The 18071-nt window shown below is 59.9% G+C and carries 17 protein-coding genes; 13 read left to right on the forward strand and 4 right to left on the reverse strand.

Annotated elements, in window-relative coordinates; genetic code table 11:
• The first annotated feature begins 260 nt into the window (after positions 1 to 260).
• The 6 genes from A8O26_RS28210 (at position 261) to A8O26_RS28235 (ending at position 6505) form a co-directional block, all read left to right on the forward strand.
• The gene (locus A8O26_RS28210) at positions 261 to 1556 is read left to right on the forward strand and encodes an OprD family porin (RefSeq protein WP_064120878.1); all 1296 of its coding nucleotides are present in this window, start codon (positions 261 to 263) and stop codon (positions 1554 to 1556) included.
• Between the two features lie 281 nt (positions 1557 to 1837).
• On the forward strand, positions 1838 to 2662 hold the full coding sequence (locus A8O26_RS28215) for an NAD-dependent epimerase/dehydratase family protein (RefSeq protein WP_064120879.1): 825 nt from the start codon (positions 1838 to 1840) through the stop codon (positions 2660 to 2662).
• 30 nt (positions 2663 to 2692) lie between these two features.
• Positions 2693 to 3586: an SMP-30/gluconolactonase/LRE family protein gene (locus tag A8O26_RS28220; RefSeq protein WP_064120880.1), complete on the forward strand. Its 894-nt coding sequence runs from the start codon at positions 2693 to 2695 to the stop codon at positions 3584 to 3586.
• Positions 3587 to 3649: 63 nt separating this feature from the next.
• The gene (locus A8O26_RS28225; protein ID WP_064120881.1) at positions 3650 to 4621 is read left to right on the forward strand and encodes a TRAP transporter substrate-binding protein; all 972 of its coding nucleotides are present in this window, start codon (positions 3650 to 3652) and stop codon (positions 4619 to 4621) included.
• A gap of 76 nt (positions 4622 to 4697) precedes the next feature.
• Positions 4698 to 5225, forward strand: a complete 528-nt coding sequence (locus tag A8O26_RS28230; RefSeq protein ID WP_007915101.1) for a TRAP transporter small permease — start codon at positions 4698 to 4700, stop codon at positions 5223 to 5225.
• Positions 5225 to 6505, forward strand: coding sequence for a TRAP transporter large permease (locus tag A8O26_RS28235; protein ID WP_038365546.1), 1281 nt, complete (start codon positions 5225 to 5227; stop codon positions 6503 to 6505). The genes A8O26_RS28230 and A8O26_RS28235 overlap by 1 nt, the downstream gene beginning before the upstream one ends.
• A gap of 49 nt (positions 6506 to 6554) precedes the next feature.
• Here A8O26_RS28235 and A8O26_RS28240 read toward each other — a convergent pair whose 3' ends face one another.
• From A8O26_RS28240 to A8O26_RS28250, 3 genes are all read right to left on the reverse strand, one after another.
• Positions 6555 to 7355, reverse strand: coding sequence for a sulfite exporter TauE/SafE family protein (locus tag A8O26_RS28240; RefSeq protein ID WP_064120882.1), 801 nt, complete (start codon positions 7353 to 7355; stop codon positions 6555 to 6557).
• Between the two features lie 9 nt (positions 7356 to 7364).
• On the reverse strand, positions 7365 to 8609 hold the full coding sequence (locus A8O26_RS28245; protein ID WP_064120883.1) for an NAD(P)/FAD-dependent oxidoreductase: 1245 nt from the start codon (positions 8607 to 8609) through the stop codon (positions 7365 to 7367).
• Between the two features lie 169 nt (positions 8610 to 8778).
• On the reverse strand, positions 8779 to 9120 hold the full coding sequence (locus tag A8O26_RS28250; protein WP_007915092.1) for an ArsR/SmtB family transcription factor: 342 nt from the start codon (positions 9118 to 9120) through the stop codon (positions 8779 to 8781).
• Positions 9121 to 9211: 91 nt separating this feature from the next.
• Between A8O26_RS28250 and A8O26_RS28255 the strand changes: the two genes are divergently transcribed.
• Positions 9212 to 10075 (forward strand): MBL fold metallo-hydrolase, encoded by an 864-nt coding sequence (locus tag A8O26_RS28255; RefSeq protein WP_064120884.1) that lies wholly within the window; start codon positions 9212 to 9214, stop codon positions 10073 to 10075.
• A 124-nt stretch (positions 10076 to 10199) separates the two neighbouring features.
• A complete protein-coding gene (locus A8O26_RS28260; protein WP_064120885.1) occupies positions 10200 to 11057 on the forward strand; it encodes a tyrosinase family protein in 858 nt (285 codons plus the stop codon).
• A gap of 3 nt (positions 11058 to 11060) precedes the next feature.
• Here A8O26_RS28260 and bkdR read toward each other — a convergent pair whose 3' ends face one another.
• Complete coding sequence (bkdR, locus tag A8O26_RS28265; protein ID WP_016985245.1) at positions 11061 to 11549, reverse strand: Bkd operon transcriptional regulator BkdR; 489 nt, start codon at positions 11547 to 11549, stop codon at positions 11061 to 11063.
• Positions 11550 to 11734: 185 nt separating this feature from the next.
• Between bkdR and A8O26_RS28270 the strand changes: the two genes are divergently transcribed.
• The 5 genes from A8O26_RS28270 to A8O26_RS28290 all read left to right on the forward strand — a co-directional run bounded on the left by A8O26_RS28270 (position 11735) and on the right by A8O26_RS28290 (position 17936).
• The gene (locus A8O26_RS28270) at positions 11735 to 12970 is read left to right on the forward strand and encodes a 3-methyl-2-oxobutanoate dehydrogenase (2-methylpropanoyl-transferring) subunit alpha (protein ID WP_064120886.1); all 1236 of its coding nucleotides are present in this window, start codon (positions 11735 to 11737) and stop codon (positions 12968 to 12970) included.
• Between the two features lies 1 nt (position 12971).
• Positions 12972 to 14030 (forward strand): alpha-ketoacid dehydrogenase subunit beta, encoded by a 1059-nt coding sequence (locus A8O26_RS28275; protein ID WP_003224000.1) that lies wholly within the window; start codon positions 12972 to 12974, stop codon positions 14028 to 14030.
• The gene (locus tag A8O26_RS28280; RefSeq protein ID WP_064120887.1) at positions 14031 to 15302 is read left to right on the forward strand and encodes a dihydrolipoamide acetyltransferase family protein; all 1272 of its coding nucleotides are present in this window, start codon (positions 14031 to 14033) and stop codon (positions 15300 to 15302) included. It abuts the gene before it with no gap.
• A 7-nt stretch (positions 15303 to 15309) separates the two neighbouring features.
• Positions 15310 to 16683, forward strand: a complete 1374-nt coding sequence (lpdA, locus tag A8O26_RS28285; protein ID WP_064120888.1) for a dihydrolipoyl dehydrogenase — start codon at positions 15310 to 15312, stop codon at positions 16681 to 16683.
• A gap of 233 nt (positions 16684 to 16916) precedes the next feature.
• Positions 16917 to 17936, forward strand: coding sequence for a branched-chain amino acid aminotransferase (locus tag A8O26_RS28290; protein WP_053121443.1), 1020 nt, complete (start codon positions 16917 to 16919; stop codon positions 17934 to 17936).
• Positions 17937 to 18071 lie beyond the last annotated feature (135 nt).

Genomic DNA, 18071 nt, shown 5'->3' on the forward strand with positions numbered 1-18071 from the left:
GCCGCAAATTCGTTGCTAAAACACTTTTCCCATGTGGGAGCGAGCCTGCTCGCGAATGCGGTGTTTCAGTCGACAACATCGTCGGATGAACGTCCGCATTCGCGAGCAGGCTCGCTCCCACAGGGTTCTGTGTGATGGTCGGGGGTCATCGTATAACTTGTTGTTGACATTCCCGGAAAACGTAGGAAATATCCGCACCCATGTTGTACGACGACGTATGACAAATAATAAAAACAACAAATGAAACAGGGAGCGTCACAGTGAGCACACTCGCCCGCAATTCCGTCCGCCCTTCACGCTTTTCCACACTTCGCCCGCATTCCACGTTAAGCCTGATCGGCTGCAGCAGCCTCGCCCTCGCCATGCCGATGAGCGCCGAGGCCGAAGGTTTTCTCGAAGACAGCAAAGCCACGCTGAACCTGCGCAACGCCTACTTCAACCGCAACTTCGTCAACCCGGCCAACGCGCAAGGCAAGGCCGAAGAGTGGACGCAGAACTTCATCCTCGACGCCAAATCCGGCTTCACCCAAGGCACCGTTGGTTTCGGTCTCGATGTGCTGGGGATGTATTCGCAAAAGCTCGATGGCGGCAAAGGCACCGGCGGCACGCAACTGTTGCCGATCCACGATGACGGACGCCCGGCGGACAACTTCGGCCGCCTCGGCGTGGCGCTGAAAGCCAAGGTGTCGAAGACAGAATTGAAGGTCGGCGAGTGGATGCCGGTGCTGCCGATCCTGCGCTCCGACGATGGCCGCTCCCTGCCGCAGACCTTTCGCGGCGGCCAGATCACCTCCACCGAGATCAACGGCCTGACCGTCTACGGCGGCCAGTTCCGCGGCAACAGCCCGCGCAACGATGCGAGCATGGAAGACATGTCAATGAACGGTCGCGGCGCGTTCACTTCCGATCGCTTCAACTTCGGCGGCGGCGAATACACCTTCAACGACAAGCGCACCCTGGTCGGCGTGTGGTACGCCGAACTCAGCGACATCTACCAGCAGCAGTATTTCAACCTCAGCCACAGCCAGCCGCTGGGCGACTGGACGCTGGGCGCCAACCTCGGTTTCTTCACTGGCAAGGAAGATGGCAGCGCCCAGGCCGGCGACCTCGACAACAAAACCGCGTTCGCCCTGCTTTCCGCCAAGTACGGTGGCAACACCTTTTACCTCGGCCTGCAAAAACTCAGCGGCGACGATGCCTGGATGCGGGTCAACGGCACCAGCGGCGGCACCTTGGCCAACGACAGTTACAACGCCAGTTATGACAACGCCCAAGAGCGCTCCTGGCAGGTGCGCCACGACTACAACTTCGTCGCCCTCGGCATCCCCGGCCTGACCCTGATGAACCGCTACATCAGTGGCGATAACGTGCACACCGGGACGATCACTGATGGCAAGGAATGGGGTCGCGAGTCGGAGCTGGCCTACACCGTGCAGAGTGGGCCACTGAAAAATCTCAACGTGAAATGGCGTAACGCGACGATTCGCCGGGACTTCAGCACCAACGAGTTTGACGAGAACCGGATTTTTATCAGTTATCCGATTTCGTTGTTGTAAAGCCAGTCGTAACACCGATTTCCCTGTGGGAGCGAGCTTGCTCGCGAATGCGTTGGGTCAGTCAATTCATCTTTCAATGACACTCCGCTTTCGCGAGCAAGCTCGCTCCCACAGGGGAGTTGCATTGCCAAAAAAGCAATTGTGGTGGTTGAAGACTGGAATGGCCCTTCCGTCATTTACACCAAAAGTCGCGTTGACAAGTTCCGGAAACCCTACCGATACTTCAGCGAAGTCATACGACAACCTACAACAACCCTAATAACAACGTGTAAGGGATTGCCATGACGTCTACCTCCACTCCCCGTGCTCCGTTCAACCGCCTGCTGCTGACCGGCGCTGCCGGTGGTTTGGGCAAAGTTCTGCGCGAACGCCTGCGCCCGTACGCCAATGTCCTGCGTCTGTCGGACATCGCCGCCCTCACCCCAGCCATTGATGACCGCGAAGAAATCGTCGTCTGCGACCTCGCCGACAAACACGCCGTGCACCAACTGGTCGAAGGCGTCGACGCGATCCTGCATTTTGGCGGTGTCTCCGTCGAACGGCCGTTCGAAGAGATTCTCGGCGCCAACATCTGCGGCGTCTTCCACATCTATGAAGCCGCGCGTCGGCATGGCGTGAAGCGGGTGATCTTCGCCAGCTCCAATCATGTCATCGGCTTCTACAAACAGGACGAACACCTCGACGCCAGCACTACGCGCCGCCCCGATGGCTACTACGGTTTGTCCAAGTCCTACGGCGAAGACATGGCCAGTTTCTACTTCGATCGCTACGGCATCGAGACCGTCAGCATCCGCATCGGCTCCTCGTTCCCCGAGCCGCAAAACCGCCGAATGATGCACACCTGGCTGAGCTTCGACGACCTCACGCAATTGCTCGAACGCGCGCTGTACACACCCAACGTCGGCCACACCGTGGTCTACGGCATGTCCGCCAACAAGGACGTCTGGTGGGACAACCGCTTCGCCAGCCACCTCGGCTTTGAGGCGAAGGACAGCTCCGAAGTGTTCCGCGAAAAGGTCGAAGCGCAGCCAATGCCGGCCGCCGATGACCCGGCGCGGATCTATCAGGGCGGCGCGTTTGTCGCGGCCGGACCGTTCGGCGACTGAACACTCTGAGAACGACACAAGGGATTGAGTATGCAAGCCGAATTGATCGTCGATGCCCGCAACGCCGTGGGCGAAAGCCCGGTCTGGGTGGCAGAGGAAAACGCGCTGTACTGGGTGGATATTCCCAACGGCGGGCTGCAACGCTGGAGCGCCGAGACCGGCCATGTGCATGCCTGGAAAACCCCTGAGATGCTCGCCTGCATCGCCCGCCACAGCCGTGACGGCTGGGTCGCAGGGATGGAAAGCGGCTTCTTTCATTTGCATCCGCACAGTGACGGCAGCCTCGACAACCAACTGCTCGCCAGCGTCGAGCACGGCCGCGAAGACATGCGCCTCAACGATGGTCGTTGCGACCGACAGGGCCGCTTCTGGGCCGGCAGCATGGTCCTGAACATGGGCCTGAATGCGCCCGAAGGGCGGCTCTATCGCTACGGTGCCGGACAGTCTGGCGTGGTCGACGCGCAACTCGACGGTTTCATCGTGCCCAACGGCCTCGGCTTCAGCCCCGACGGCAAAACGATGTACCTGTCCGACTCGCATCCCGACGTGCAATTGATCTGGGCGTTCGATTACGACACCGAGACCGGCACACCGTCGAACCGCCGCGTTTTCGTCGACATGAACCACTTCCCCGGTCGCCCCGATGGCGCAGCCGTGGACGCCGAGGGTTGCTACTGGATCTGCGCCAACGACGCCGGCCTCATTCACCGCTTTGCACCGGACGGCCGACTCGATTTTTCGCTCGAGGTCCCGGTGAAAAAACCGACCATGTGCGCCTTCGGCGGTAGCCGCATGGACACCCTTTTCGTGACCTCGATTCGTCCCGGCGATGACCACGACTCGCAATCCCTGGCCGGCGGCGTGTTCGCCCTGAACCTCAACGTCAAAGGCCAGCCGGAGCCGCTGTTCAACGATTCCCTGTAATACCCGCTTGTGCTGCACCGCTGCGCCTTGAACACAACAATAACAAGACTGGAGACACCCCCAATGGACTTCAAACGCACCTTGCTGGCCGCTGCACTTCCGCTGATGTTTACCTTCACTGGCGCCGCTCAGGCACTGCAACTCAAATTCGCTGACATTCACCCCGCCGGTTATCCAACCGTGGTGGCCGAAGAAAACATGGGCAAGACGCTGACCAAGGAGACCAACGGCGAACTGACCTTCCAATACTTCCCCGGCGGTGTGCTGGGCTCCGAAAAAGAAGTCATCGAGCAGATGCAAGTCGGCGCCGTACAGCTGTCTCGCGTCAGCCTGGGTATCGTCGGCCCGGTGGTCCCGGACGTGAACGTGTTCAACATGCCGTTCATCTTCCGCGACCATCAACACATGCGTAACGTCATCGACGGCGCAGTGGGCGACGAAATTCTCGACAAAATCACCAATTCCGAATTCGGTCTGGTGGCCCTGGCCTGGATGGACGGCGGCACGCGCAACGTCTACACCAAGAAACCGGTGCGCAAGCTCGAAGACCTCAAGGGCATGAAAATCCGCGTGCAAGGCAACCCGATGTTCATCGACATGATGAACGCCATGGGCGGCAACGGTATCGCCATGGACACCGGCGAGATCTTCAGCGCCCTGCAGACCGGCGTGATCGACGGCGCGGAAAACAACCCGCCGACCCTGCTCGAACACAACCACTTCCAGAACGCGAAGTACTACAGCCTGACCGGCCACCTGATCCTGCCAGAGCCGATCGTGATGTCGAAAATCACCTGGGAAAAACTGACGCCGGATCAACAGGCGCTGGTCAAGACAGCCGCCAAGGCTGCCCAGGCCGAAGAGCGCGTGCTGTGGGACAAGAAGTCCGCTGCCAGTGAAGAAAAACTCAAGGCCGCCGGCGTCGAGTTCATCGAGGTCGACAAGAAACCCTTCTACGACGCCACCGCACCGGTGCGGGAAAAGTACGGCGCGAAGTATGCCGACCTGATCAAGAAAATCGAAGCCGTTCAGTAACGCCTCCCGCTCCGTCCTCATGAACTAGGCCCGGTGCGCCCGATGACTGCGGCGCGCCCGGTTACGGTGGAACCCGATGAAGAATCTACTGCTGCGTATCAACGACAAGATCTACATGACGTGCATCTGGGTCGCCGGCCTTTCCGTCTTGGCGATTTCCCTGATGATTCCCTGGGGCGTGTTCGCCCGCTATGTCCTGGGCACCGGTTCGAGCTGGCCCGAGCCCACGGCGATCCTGCTGATGATGGTGTTTACCTTCATCGGCGCCGCCGCCAGTTACCGCGCCGGCGCGCACATGGCCGTGGCCATGCTCACCGATCGCATGCCTCCACAACTGAGATCTGCAGCGGCGATATTTTCACAACTGCTCATGGCGGCGATCTGCATCTTCATGACGATCTGGGGCGCCAAGCTGTGCATGTCCACCTGGAACCAGTTCATGGCAGCCCTTCCCGATCTGCGCGTTGGCGTGACTTACTTGCCGATTCCCGTGGGCGGCTTGCTGACGCTGGTTTTCGTGCTGGAAAAACTCTTGCTCGGTGACCAGAGCAAACGGCGCGTCGTGCAGTTCGACCTGGTTGAAGAAAGTGAAGGTGCCGCTTAATGGACGCTCTGATTCTGCTGGGCAGTTTTATCGTATTGATCCTGATCGGCATGCCGGTCGCCTACGCGCTGGGCGCCGCCGCGCTGATCGGTGCATGGTGGATCGACATTCCGTTCCAGGCGGTGATGATTCAGGTCGCGTCGGGGGTGAACAAATTCTCGCTGCTGGCCATTCCATTCTTCGTGCTGGCCGGTGCGATCATGGCCGAAGGCGGCATGTCGCGTCGATTGGTGGCGTGTGCCGGGGTGCTGGTGGGATTTGTGCGCGGTGGCCTGTCACTGGTCAACATTGTCGCCTCGACCTTCTTCGGTGCGATCTCCGGTTCGTCGGTGGCCGACACCGCGTCGGTGGGTTCGGTGCTGATTCCGGAAATGGAGCGCAAGGGCTATCCACGGGACTTCTCCACCGCCGTGACTGTCAGCGGTTCGGTGCAAGCCCTGCTGACCCCGCCCAGCCATAACTCGGTGCTTTACTCCCTGGCCGCCGGTGGCACGGTTTCGATTGCCTCACTGTTCATGGCGGGCATCGTGCCGGGCTTGCTGATGAGCGCCTGTCTGATGGTGCTGTGTCTGATTTTCGCGAGAAAACGCAACTATCCAAAGGGTGAAGTGATCCCGATGCGCCAGGCGTTGAAAATCGTCGGCGAAGCCCTCTGGGGCCTGATGGCGATGGTGATCATCCTCGGCGGCATCCTGTCCGGCATCTTCACCGCTACCGAATCGGCGGCCATCGCCGTGCTGTGGTCGTTTTTCGTCACCATGTTCATCTACCGCGACTACAAGTGGCGCGAACTGCCGAAACTGATGCACCGCACCGTGCGGACGATTTCGATCGTGATGATCCTGATCGGCTTCGCTGCGAGCTTCGGCTACATCATGACCCTGATGCAGATCCCGGCGAAGATCACCACGCTGTTCCTGACCCTGTCGGACAACCGCTACGTGATCCTGATGTGCATCAACGTCATGCTGCTGTTGCTCGGCACGGTGATGGACATGGCGCCGCTGATCCTGATCCTCACGCCGATCCTGATGCCGGTGATTCTCGGCATCGGCGTCGATCCGGTGCAGTTCGGCATGATCATGCTGGTCAACCTGGGGATCGGACTGATAACGCCGCCGGTGGGTGCGGTGCTGTTTGTCGGTTCGGCGGTGGGCAAGGTCAGTATCGAAAGCACCGTGAAAGCGCTGCTGCCGTTCTATGCCGTGCTGTTTCTGGTGTTGATGTTGGTGACTTACGTGCCGGCACTTTCGCTGTGGTTGCCGCATCTGGTGTTGTAAGCCGATAGAAAGATCGCAGCCCTTGATGGGCTGCGATTTCTTTTGAACCTCACGCCCGCAACAACATATACCCCGCCACTACCAGACAGACACTGGCAAACCCCACCTGCAACGTCCGCGCCGGCACCCGTGCGCACAGTTTGCGGCCGATGATCATGCCGACGATGCTGGCGACGATAAACGCCGCGCCTTGCGCATCAATTCGCACACCCGCGTGAAACGACCCAACCACGCCAATCGCCGAAATCAGACTGATCACCATCAACGACGTGGCGACGATGCCGCGCATCTGCACATCGGTCAGTTGCTTGAACGCTGGCACAATCAAGAAGCCGCCACCGACGCCGAGCAATCCGGACACCACGCCGGTAATTGCGCCTAACGCAGCCAACGTCGCGGTGCATTTGGCGGTCCAGTCGAAGCGCCCGGTTTGTTCATTGAGCATGCAATTCTTCTGGCCCCAACTGGCGTGACCGTGATCGCTCGGCCCTTCCTGCTGACGCTCGCGGCGCAGCATGCGCCAGGCGACCATGACCATCAGCAGACTGAACAGAATCATCAGGATTTTCTCCGGCAACTGATGCGCGAAGTAGATCCCCAACGGCGAAAACACTGCGCCCAACGCCGCAATCAACAGCGCCGCACGATAGCGCACCAGACCATGGCGCAAACCATCGATAGCACCGACCGCCGCCGCACTGCCGACCGCAAACAACGCCACCGGCGCCGCTTGGGTCATCGTCCAGCCAAGGCCGAGCACCAGCGCCGGCACCGCGAGAATGCCGCCGCCGGCCCCGGTCAAGCCGAGCACCAACCCCATCACCACGCCAAACAGACTTGCCAGCAACATAGGGTTTTCTCAGTCGACCTTGGACAGGCTTGTCAGCCACTCGCGACCCTTGAGCATGCCGTTCCAGTAGAACCACGGCAGCAGCGTCGCCTTGAGAAACCACGCCGAACGCCGCGCCACGGTCGGGTCCAGCGGGAAAGTCGGCAGCAACTTGCCGGCGTAACCGAACTCGGCGAGGATCACCTTGCCCTTCGCAACCGTCAGCGGGCAGGAACCGTAGCCGTCGTACTTCAGCGGCAGCGGTTGTTGCTTGCGCAGGGCCAGCAGGTTTTCCGCGACCACCACGACTTGCTTGCGCACCGCCGCAGCGGTTTTCGCATTGCTGGTGCCGCAGATATCACCCAGTGCAAACACCTCGGGATAACGCGGGTGCTGCAGGCTGTGCGGATTGACTTCACACCAGCCGGCCGCGTCGGCCAGCGGACTTTGCGCGATGAAATCCGGCGAAACCTGCGGCGGCACGACGTGCAACAGATCGAAGGTTTTCGCTTCGCGGCTGACGTTGCCGACGGCGTCCTTGACCTCGAACCAGGCGGTTTTCGCCGGGCCGTCAACCTTGACCAGATTCGAGTTGAACGCCAGTTGCGCGTTGTACTTTTCGATGTACTTCATCAAGGGCGGCACGAACGTCGCCACACCAAACAGCGCAGCGCCAGCCAGATTGAATTCGACATGGATGTTGTTCAGCGCAGCGGTTTTGCGCCAGTGATCGCAAGACAGATACAACGCCTTTTGCGGGGCGCCGGCGCATTTGATCGGCATCGCCGGTTGGGTGAAAAGTGCTTTGCCGCCGCGCAGTTTCTGCACCTGATCCCAGGTGTATTGCGCGTGCTGATAGCTGTAGTTGGAGGTGACGCCGTGCTGGCCGAGGCTTTCCGACAAGCCTTCGATCTTCTCCCAGGCCAGGCGCAGGCCGGGGCAGACGATCAGGTTTTGATAGCTGACTGTGCGTTGATCGTCGAGGGTGAGTTGGCGTTTGTCAGGGTCGATTGCGGTGACCGCCGCTTGCAGCCAGTTTGCTTGCTTGGGCATGACCTTGTTCATCGGCCGGGCCGTGTCTTTCGCGTCGTAGGCGCCACCGCCGACCAGCGTCCACGCCGGTTGGTAGTAATGCTGGGCGCTGGGTTCGATAACCGTGACGTTAAGACTCGGGTCACGCTTGAGCAGGCTGGCGACAAAACCGATACCGGCCGTACCGCCGCCGATGACCACGATGTCCGCACTGATGGATGGGCCCCAGTGTTGATCGTTCATTGCTTGTTCCTTTTGCTGCACGCAAGGATTGTTCTAGCCAACACATCAATCTCAATGTGGGAGCGAGCCTGCTCGCGAAGGCGGCGTGTCAGTCGATGCAATTATTGCCTGACCTAACGCTTTCGCGAGCAGGCTCGCTCCCACATTGAACCAGTGCCATGGCTGGCATTTATTGATGGCCCAGACTTTTCAGCACCGCTCCGCAATACAATCCGGACAGGGTCTTCATCACCTGAATGACCTCCGGACTGGCGAGGCCGTAGAAAATGTACTTGCCTTCACGACGTGTCGCGACCAGCCCTTCATCACGCAGGATGCCCAGTTGCTGGGACAGCGTCGGTTGGCGCACACCGGTCATCTTTTCCAGTTCGCCAACGTTACGTTCGCCCTGGGTCAGTTGGCACAGGATCAACAGGCGATCCTCATTGGCCATGGCCTTGAGCAACGCGCAGGCCTTGGAGGCCGAGGCGCGCAGTTGGGCGACTTCACATTCAGTCAGACTGGATTGCATTTGCACGATGCCTTCAAGGTCACTTAAGCTGCGAACATTATGTTTTTAGATAAAGTGTTGCAACCCATTTTCCTTGTTCAGGTTGGTGTCCATGCCCGCGCAGATTGAATCGTTCCTCGACCCCGCCTCCTCGACCTACAGCTACGTGGTCTATGAAGCCTGCGGCGGACACTGCGCAATCGTCGACCCGGTGCTCGATTACGACGGCGCCGCCGGCCGCACCGGCACCGCCCAGGCCGACAAAATCATCGCGTTCGTCCGCGCGCATAATCTGCAAGTGCAATGGCTGCTGGAAACCCACGCCCACGCCGATCACCTGTCCGCCGCGCCGTACCTGCGTCGGGAACTGGGCGGCAAAATCGCCATTGGCGAGTCGATCAGCAAAGTGCAGCACGTGTTCAAGGCGCTGTTCAATCTGGAGCCGGAGTTCTGCGTCGATGGCTCGCAGTTCGATCATCTGTTCGCGCCGAACGAGTCCTTCCGCATCGGCAATCTCAAGGCCACCGCCCTGCACGTGCCCGGGCACACGCCGGCGGACATGGCTTATTTGATCGACAGCGAGCAGATTCTGGTCGGCGACACGCTGTTCATGCCCGATGTCGGCACCGCGCGCTGCGACTTTCCCGGCGGCAATGCCAATCAGCTGTTCGCGTCCATCCACAAACTGCTGGCCTTCCCGGCCAGCGTGAAGCTTTACGTTTGCCACGATTACCCGCCAGAGGGCCGCGAATCGCAGTGCCAGACCACTGTCGGTGAGCAGCGCAAAAGCAATATTCACGTGCATGACGGCATTGATGAAGCGGCTTTCGTCGAGATGCGCACGAAGCGTGACGCCGGGTTGGGCATGCCGACGCTGTTGCTGCCAGCGATTCAGGTGAATGTGCGGGCGGGAAATTTGCCGCCGGCGGAAGGCAATGGCGTCGTGTATCTGAAGATCCCGCTCGATTCTCTATAGGAAAAATCGCTGACCCGATTGCCCGTTTATTTTTCCTACGAACCCTGGCGATAGCGATGAACTGGTGAAAATCCTCTCAGCGATCAGACTCCATTGGGCAAACATTCAATGGAGTTTTCGCAATATGGATATTCGTCGTAATCACCGTGACATGACACCGCAACAGAAGTCCGCGTTTATCGAGGCCATCCTGACCCTGAAAAACAACGTCGACAGCGTGCTGCGACCCGGACAACAAAGCCGCTACGATGATTTTGTGCAGATCCACAAAAATTCGATGGGCCGGGGCAATCCGCTGACACCCAATCCGCACTTGAGCCCGCTGTTCTATCCGTGGCACCGAGTCCTGATCCGCCAATTCGAACTGGCCCTGCAAGCCGCGGCCAATGACCCGACCATCACCCTGCCCTACTGGAACTGGCAACTGACCGGCGCAGACAACCCCTTCACCTCGGATTTCATGGGGTCGAACGGTGACAACCTGCAAGACCAGCGCGTTACCAGCGGCCCGTTTTCCAGAGAGCAGTCCCAATTCGACGTCAGGGTCTGGGACGAAGACATCGGCAACACCGGCATTCGCCGGGATCTTGGGGCAAACGGCACACTGCCCAGCGCACTGGACGTGATCTCGGCCCTGAACAGAACGCCTTACTGGATGGCCGAAAGCGGCTGGGAGAACGTCTCGGAACTCCAATTGCACAACCCGGTGCATGCATGGATTGGCGGCAGCATGGCGCAAGCCTCCTCACCCAACGACCCGATATTCTTCCTGCACCACTGCCACCTCGACTTGCTCTGGGAGCGTTGGAAGCACCAGCATCCTGGCACGCCGGGCTTCACCAACGAGGCCGGTTCGGCAGACATGAATGACACCGTACTGATCTTCCATCCCAACAATGAACCGGCGCCCTTCTTAAAAAACTTTACCGTCCAACAAACGCTGTTCACCGAAGAGCTGGATTACCGGTATGACTACATCTGAGCCTCAACTGCCCAGCGTCAGACCGTTCGCCGGTAATGGCAACGCGGTTTTGTAGCGCACCTGCTTGAGCGCAAAACTGGAGCGGATATTCGCCACACCGGGAACCTTCGTGAGGAAATCCATCATGAAACGTTCCAGCGACTGAATCGTCGGCACCAGGACCCGGATCAGATAATCCGGGTCTCCGGCCATCAGGTAGCACTCCATCACTTCGGGGCGATCGGAAATCGCCTCCTCGAAATGTTGCAGTGCCTCCTCCACCTGCTTCTCAAGGCTCACGTGAATGAACACGTTCACGTGCAGCCCCAACAGGTCGGCATCGAGCAGTGTCACCTGCTCGCGAATCAGGCCTAATTCTTCCATCGCCTTGACCCGGTTGAAGCACGGCGTCGGCGACAGATTCACCGAGCGTGCCAGGTCGGCGTTGGTGATGCGCGCGTTCTCTTGAAGGCTGTTGAGAATGCCGATGTCGGTACGGTCCAGTTTGCGCATGAGACAAAACCACCTGTTTTTTATGTTTATGCAGAATTTCTATCTGCAAATCGTCTCCAGCGCAACGAAACAGAGATAAATATTCTTCTTGCCCGGGCCTATGATTGTTGTAGGACAAGATTTCTTCTACCGAAGAATGACTGCCAGCTCACTACAAGAAATTCACAAGATCGAGCGTAGAAGCCATGACCCAAGCGTATGAACCGCTGCGCCTGCACGTCCCTGAACCCTCGGGCCGTCCCGGCTGCAAAACCGACTTTTCCTACCTGCATCTGACCGATGCCGGTACGGTGCGCAAACCTCCCGTGGACGTAGAACCTGCCGACACCGCCGACCTGGCGCGTGGGCTGATTCGTGTGCTCGACGATCAGGGCAACGCTCTCGGCCCTTGGGCTGAAAACGTGCCAGTCGAGATCCTCCGTAAAGGCATGCGCGCCATGCTCAAGACGCGCATCTACGACAACCGCATGGTGGTCGCCCAGCGTCAGAAAAAAATGTCGTTCTACATGCAGAGCCTCGGCGAAGAAGCCATCGGCAGTGCTCAGGCGTTGGCCTTGAACATCGACGACATGTGCTTCCCGACCTACCGTCAGCAAAGCATTCTGATGGCTCGCGAAGTGCCACTGGTCGACCTGATCTGCCAACTGTTGTCCAACGAGCGCGATCCGCTCAAGGGCCGCCAGTTGCCGATCATGTACTCGGTCAAGGATGCGGGTTTCTTCACTATTTCCGGCAACCTCGCCACGCAGTTCATTCAGGGCGTGGGCTGGGGCATGGCTTCAGCGATCAAGGGCGACACCAAAATCGCCTCGGCATGGATCGGCGACGGCGCTACCGCTGAATCGGACTTCCACACCGCCCTCACCTTCGCCCACGTTTATCGGGCGCCGGTGATCCTCAACGTGGTCAACAACCAATGGGCGATTTCGACCTTCCAGGCCATCGCCGGTGGTGAAGCCACCACCTTCGCCGGACGCGGCGTCGGTTGCGGCATCGCTTCGCTGCGCGTTGACGGCAACGACTTCTACGCGGTTTACGCCGCGTCTGCCTGGGCCGCTGAACGCGCCCGCCGCAACCTCGGCCCGACCATGATCGAATGGGTCACCTACCGCGCCGGTCCGCACTCGACCTCCGACGATCCGTCGAAATACCGCCCGGCCGATGACTGGAGCCACTTCCCGCTCGGCGACCCGATCGCGCGCCTGAAACAGCACCTGATCAAGGTCGGTCACTGGTCGGAAGAAGAACACACCGCCGTCAGCGCCGAACTCGAAGCCGAAGTGATTGCCGCGCAGAAACAGGCCGAACAGTACGGCACCCTCGCCGGCGGCCAGATTCCAAGCGCCGCGACCATGTTCGAAGACGTCTACAAAGAGATGCCGGAGCACTTGAAGCGCCAGCGTCAGCAGTTGGGGATCTGACATGAACGATCACAACAACAATATTCAGTTGGAAACCGCCATGACCACGACCACCATGACCATGATCCAGGCCCTGCGCTCGGCCATGGATGTGATGCTTGAGCGTGATGACAATGTCGTGGTGTTCGGTCAGGACGTCGGCTACTTCGGCGGCGTGTTCCGTTGCACCGAAGGTTTGCAGACCAAGTACGGCACCTCGCGGGTATTCGACGCACCGATCTCGGAAAGCGGCATTGTCGGCGTGGCCGTCGGCATGGGCGCTTACGGCTTGCGTCCGGTCGCCGAAATTCAGTTCGCCGACTACGTCTACCCTGCCTCCGACCAGATCATTTCCGAAGCGGCGCGCCTGCGTTATCGCTCGGCCGGCGAGTTCACCGCACCGATGACCCTGCGCATGCCTTGCGGCGGCGGCATTTACGGTGGCCAGACGCACAGCCAGAGCATCGAGGCGATGTTCACCCAAGTGTGCGGCTTGCGCACGGTCATGCCATCCAACCCGTATGACGCCAAAGGCCTGCTGATCGCCTCCATCGAAAACGATGACCCGGTGATCTTCCTTGAGCCAAAACGCCTGTACAACGGCCCGTTCGACGGCCACCACGATCGCCCGGTAACCCCGTGGTCGAAACACCCGCAAGCGCAAGTGCCGGACGGTTACTACACCGTGCCGCTGGACGTTGCTGCGATCACCCGTCCGGGCAAGGACGTGACCGTGCTGACTTACGGCACCACCGTGTATGTCTCGCAAGTCGCTGCCGAAGAATCCGGTGTTGACGCCGAAGTCATCGACCTGCGCAGTCTGTGGCCGCTGGACCTGGAAACCATCGTCAAGTCGGTGAAGAAAACCGGCCGCTGCGTGGTGGTTCACGAAGCCACCCGCACCTGCGGTTTCGGCGCCGAACTGGTGTCGCTGGTGCAAGAGCATTGCTTCCATCACCTGGAAGCGCCGATCGAACGCGTCACCGGTTGGGACACCCCCTACCCGCACGCGCAAGAGTGGGCGTATTTCCCTGGGCCGTCCCGAGTGGGCGCGGCGCTGAAACGGGTCATGGAGGTCTGAATGGGCACGCACGTTATCAAGATGCCGGACATCGGCGAAGGCATCGCAGAAGTAGAACTGTCGCAGTGGCACGTCAAGGTGGGCGATCTGGTGGTTGAAGATCAGGTGCTGGCGGACGTGATGACCGACAAGGCGATGGTCGATATTCCATCGCCAGTGCACGGCAAGGTGATTGCCCTCGGCGGTCAGCCGGGTGAAGTGATGGCGGTTGGCAGTGTGCTGATCAGCATTGAGGTTGAAGGTGCCGGTAACTTGAAAGAGTCTGCCGCACCCGCGCCGGTCAAAGAAGCGCCTGCGGCGCCGAAAGTTGAAGCAGTTGTTGAAAGTAAACCTGCTCCAGCCGCCCAGCGTCCGGCTGCCGTTTGCCAAGGCCCGATGGCTGCTCGCGAAGCAGACGAACGCCCGCTCGCTTCGCCAGCCGTGCGCAAACATGCGCTGGATCTGGGCATTCAATTGCGTCTGGTGCGCGGTTCCGGCCCGGCCGGTCGAGTGTTGCACGAAGACCTTGAAGCCTATCTGGCGCAAGGTCAGTCGAACGCCTCGGCGCCGGCGGCTGCCGCTTACGCCCAACGTAACGACGAAGAACAGATTCAAGTGATCGGCATGCGCCGCAAGATCGCCCAGCGTATGCAGGACGCCACTCAGCGTGCTGCACATTTCAGCTACGTCGAAGAAATCGACGTCACCGCGATTGAAGAGCTGCGTGCGCACCTGAATGAAAAACACGGGGCCAGCCGTGGTAAGTTGACCTTGCTGCCGTTCCTCGTCCGCGCCTTGGTCGTCGCCCTGCGCGACTTCCCGCAGATGAACGCTCGTTACGACGACGAAGCTCAGGTCATCACTCGCCTTGGCGCGGTGCATGTCGGCGTTGCTACGCAAAGCGATGTTGGCCTGATGGTGCCCGTGGTGCGGCACGCCGAGGCGCGCAGCCTGTGGGACAGCGCCACGGAAATCTCGCGCTTGGCCAACGCCGCGCGCAATGGCAAGGCCAGCCGCGATGAGCTGTCCGGTTCGACCATCACCCTGACCAGCCTCGGTGCACTGGGCGGCATCGTCAGCACGCCGGTGCTGAACCTGCCGGAAGTGGCCATCGTCGGCGTCAACAAAATCGTCGAACGGCCAATGGTCGTCAAAGGCCAGGTGGTGATCCGCAAGATGATGAACCTCTCCAGCTCGTTCGATCACCGTGTGGTCGACGGCATGGATGCGGCACTCTTCATCCAGGCCATTCGCGGCCTGATCGAACAACCTGCCACTTTGTTTGTGGAGTAAGGCGCGCATGCAATCTCTGAACACTACGCTGCTGATCATCGGCGGCGGCCCAGGCGGTTATGTGACGGCGATCCGCGCCGGGCAATTGGGCATTTCGACGATTCTGGTCGAAGGCCAATCGCTGGGCGGCACCTGCCTGAACATCGGCTGCATCCCGTCGAAAGCGCTGATCCATGTGGCTGAGCAGTTCCACCAGACCCGGCATCACAATCAGCATTCGGCGCTGGGCATCAGCGTTTCCGCGCCGACCCTCGACATCACTAAAAGTGTCGAGTGGAAGGACGGCATCGTTGATCGCCTGACCACTGGCGTGGCTGCGCTGCTGAAGAAGAACAAGGTTCAGGTCATCAACGGCTGGGCCAAAGTCATCGACGGCAAAACTGTCGACGTCGGCGACACGCGCATCCAGTGCGAGCACTTGGTGCTGGCCACCGGTTCGACCAGCGTCAACCTGCCGATCCTGCCGATTGGCGGGCCGATCATCTCCTCCACCGAGGCGCTGGCGCCGACATCCGTGCCGAAACGTCTGGTCGTGGTCGGCGGTGGTTACATCGGTCTGGAGCTGGGTATCGCTTATCGCAAGCTCGGTGCCGACGTCAGCGTGGTCGAGGCACAGGATCGCATTCTGCCGGCCTACGACGCTGAACTGACGCAACCGGTGCATGACGCGTTGAAGCAACTCGGCGTGAAGCTGTATCTGAAGCACAGCGTGCTGGGTTTCGACGGCACCCTGCAGGTGCGCGATCCCGAGGGCGAAACCTTGAACCTGGAAACCGATCAGGTACTGGTCGCCGTCGGTCGCAAGCCGAATACCCAAGGCTGGAACCTCGAAGCGCTGAATCTGGACATGAACGGCTCGGCGATCAAGATCGACAGCCGCTGCCAGACCAGCATGCGCAACGTTTATGCGATTGGCGATTTGAGCGGCGAGCCGATGCTCGCTCACCGCGCCATGGCGCAGGGCGAAATGGTTGCCGAGTTGATCAGCGGCAAAACCCGCGAATTCAACCCGACGGCCATTGCTGCCGTGTGCTTCACCGACCCGGAACTGGTGGTGGTCGGCAAAACCCCGGACGAAGCCAAGGCTGCGGGGCTGGACTGCATCGTCTCCAGCTTCCCGTTCGCCGCCAATGGCCGGGCGATGACGCTGGAGTCGAAAAGCGGCTTCGTGCGCGTAGTCGCTCGTCGGGATAACCATGTGATTGTCGGTTGGCAAGCCGTGGGCGTGGGTGTTTCAGAGTTGTCGACGGCGTTTGCGCAAAGCCTGGAAATGGGCGCGCGGCTGGAAGACATCGGCGGCACCATTCATGCGCATCCGACTTTGGGTGAAGCGGTGCAGGAAGCGGCGTTGCGTGCTTTGGGGCATGCGTTGCATATGTGATGTGCGGTGGCAGTGATGGCCCCTTCGCGAGCAAGCTCGCTCCCACAGAGGGAATGCATTTCAAATGTGGGAGCGAGCTTGCTCGCGAATTCTCAGGGGCAACGCGATTTATCTGTCTGTCACCCGATAGTCCGGGCTGCGAAACCGCTCAAGAATGAAGTATTGTTGTGCCCATCCAAAAAACGTCAGAAGCCTTGAACCGTTTCGGCGGTTGTTCAGTGATAGAGGGTGTCATGGGTAACGAAAGCATCAATTGGGACAAGCTGGGTTTTGACTACATCAAGACCGACAAACGCTATCTGTCGTACTTTCGCGATGGCGAGTGGGACAAAGGCACCCTGACCGAAGATAACGTGCTGCACATCAGCGAAGGCTCGACTGCCCTTCACTATGGCCAGCAGTGCTTCGAAGGCATGAAGGCCTATCGTTGCAAGGACGGCTCGATCAACCTGTTCCGCCCGGACCAGAACGCCCTGCGTATGCAACGCAGCTGCGCGCGTCTGCTGATGCCGACGGTCGACACCGAGCAGTTCATCGAAGCCTGTAAAGAAGTGGTGCGTGCCAACGAGCGCTTCATCCCGCCGTACGGCACCGGCGGCGCGCTGTACCTGCGCCCGTTCGTGATCGGCGTGGGTGACAACATCGGCGTGCGCACCGCACCTGAGTTCATCTTCTCGATCTTCTGCATCCCGGTCGGCGCCTACTTCAAGGGTGGCCTGACCCCGCACAACTTCCAGATCTCCAGCTACGACCGCGCGGCCCCACAAGGCACCGGCGCGGCCAAGGTCGGTGGCAACTACGCGGCCAGCCTGATGCCGGGCTCGAAAGCCAAGAAAGCCAACTTCGCTGACGCGATCTACCTGGACCCGATGACCCACACCAAGATCGAAGAAGTCGGCTCGGCCAACTTCTTCGGGATCACCCACGACAACAAGTTCATCACCCCGAACTCGCCGTCCGTTCTGCCAGGCATCACCCGCCTGTCGCTGATCGAACTGGCGAAATCGCGTCTGGGCCTGGAAGTGGTTGAAGGCGACGTGCTGATCGACAAGCTGTCGGACTTCAAAGAAGCCGGCGCTTGCGGTACAGCAGCGGTGATTACGCCGATTGGTGGCATCAGCTACAACGATCATCTGCATGTGTTCCACAGCGAGACTGAAGTGGGTCCGGTGACTCAGAAGCTCTACAAAGAGCTGACGGGCGTGCAGACCGGCGACATCGAAGCGCCAGCGGGTTGGATCGTCAAGGTTTGATCTGACGGGTGTTGATGTAGAAAAGCCCTCCACCGAGTGATTGGTGGGGGGCTTTTTTGCGTTTGGTGGGGATTTTTGTGTAGGGCTTGAGATTTTTTCCCCCTCACCCCAGCCCTCTCCCCCAAGGGGGCGAGG

It is taken from the genome of Pseudomonas fluorescens (genome assembly GCF_001648775.1).
In the GTDB taxonomy this organism is placed as follows: Bacteria; Pseudomonadota; Gammaproteobacteria; order Pseudomonadales; family Pseudomonadaceae; genus Aquipseudomonas; species Aquipseudomonas fluorescens_M.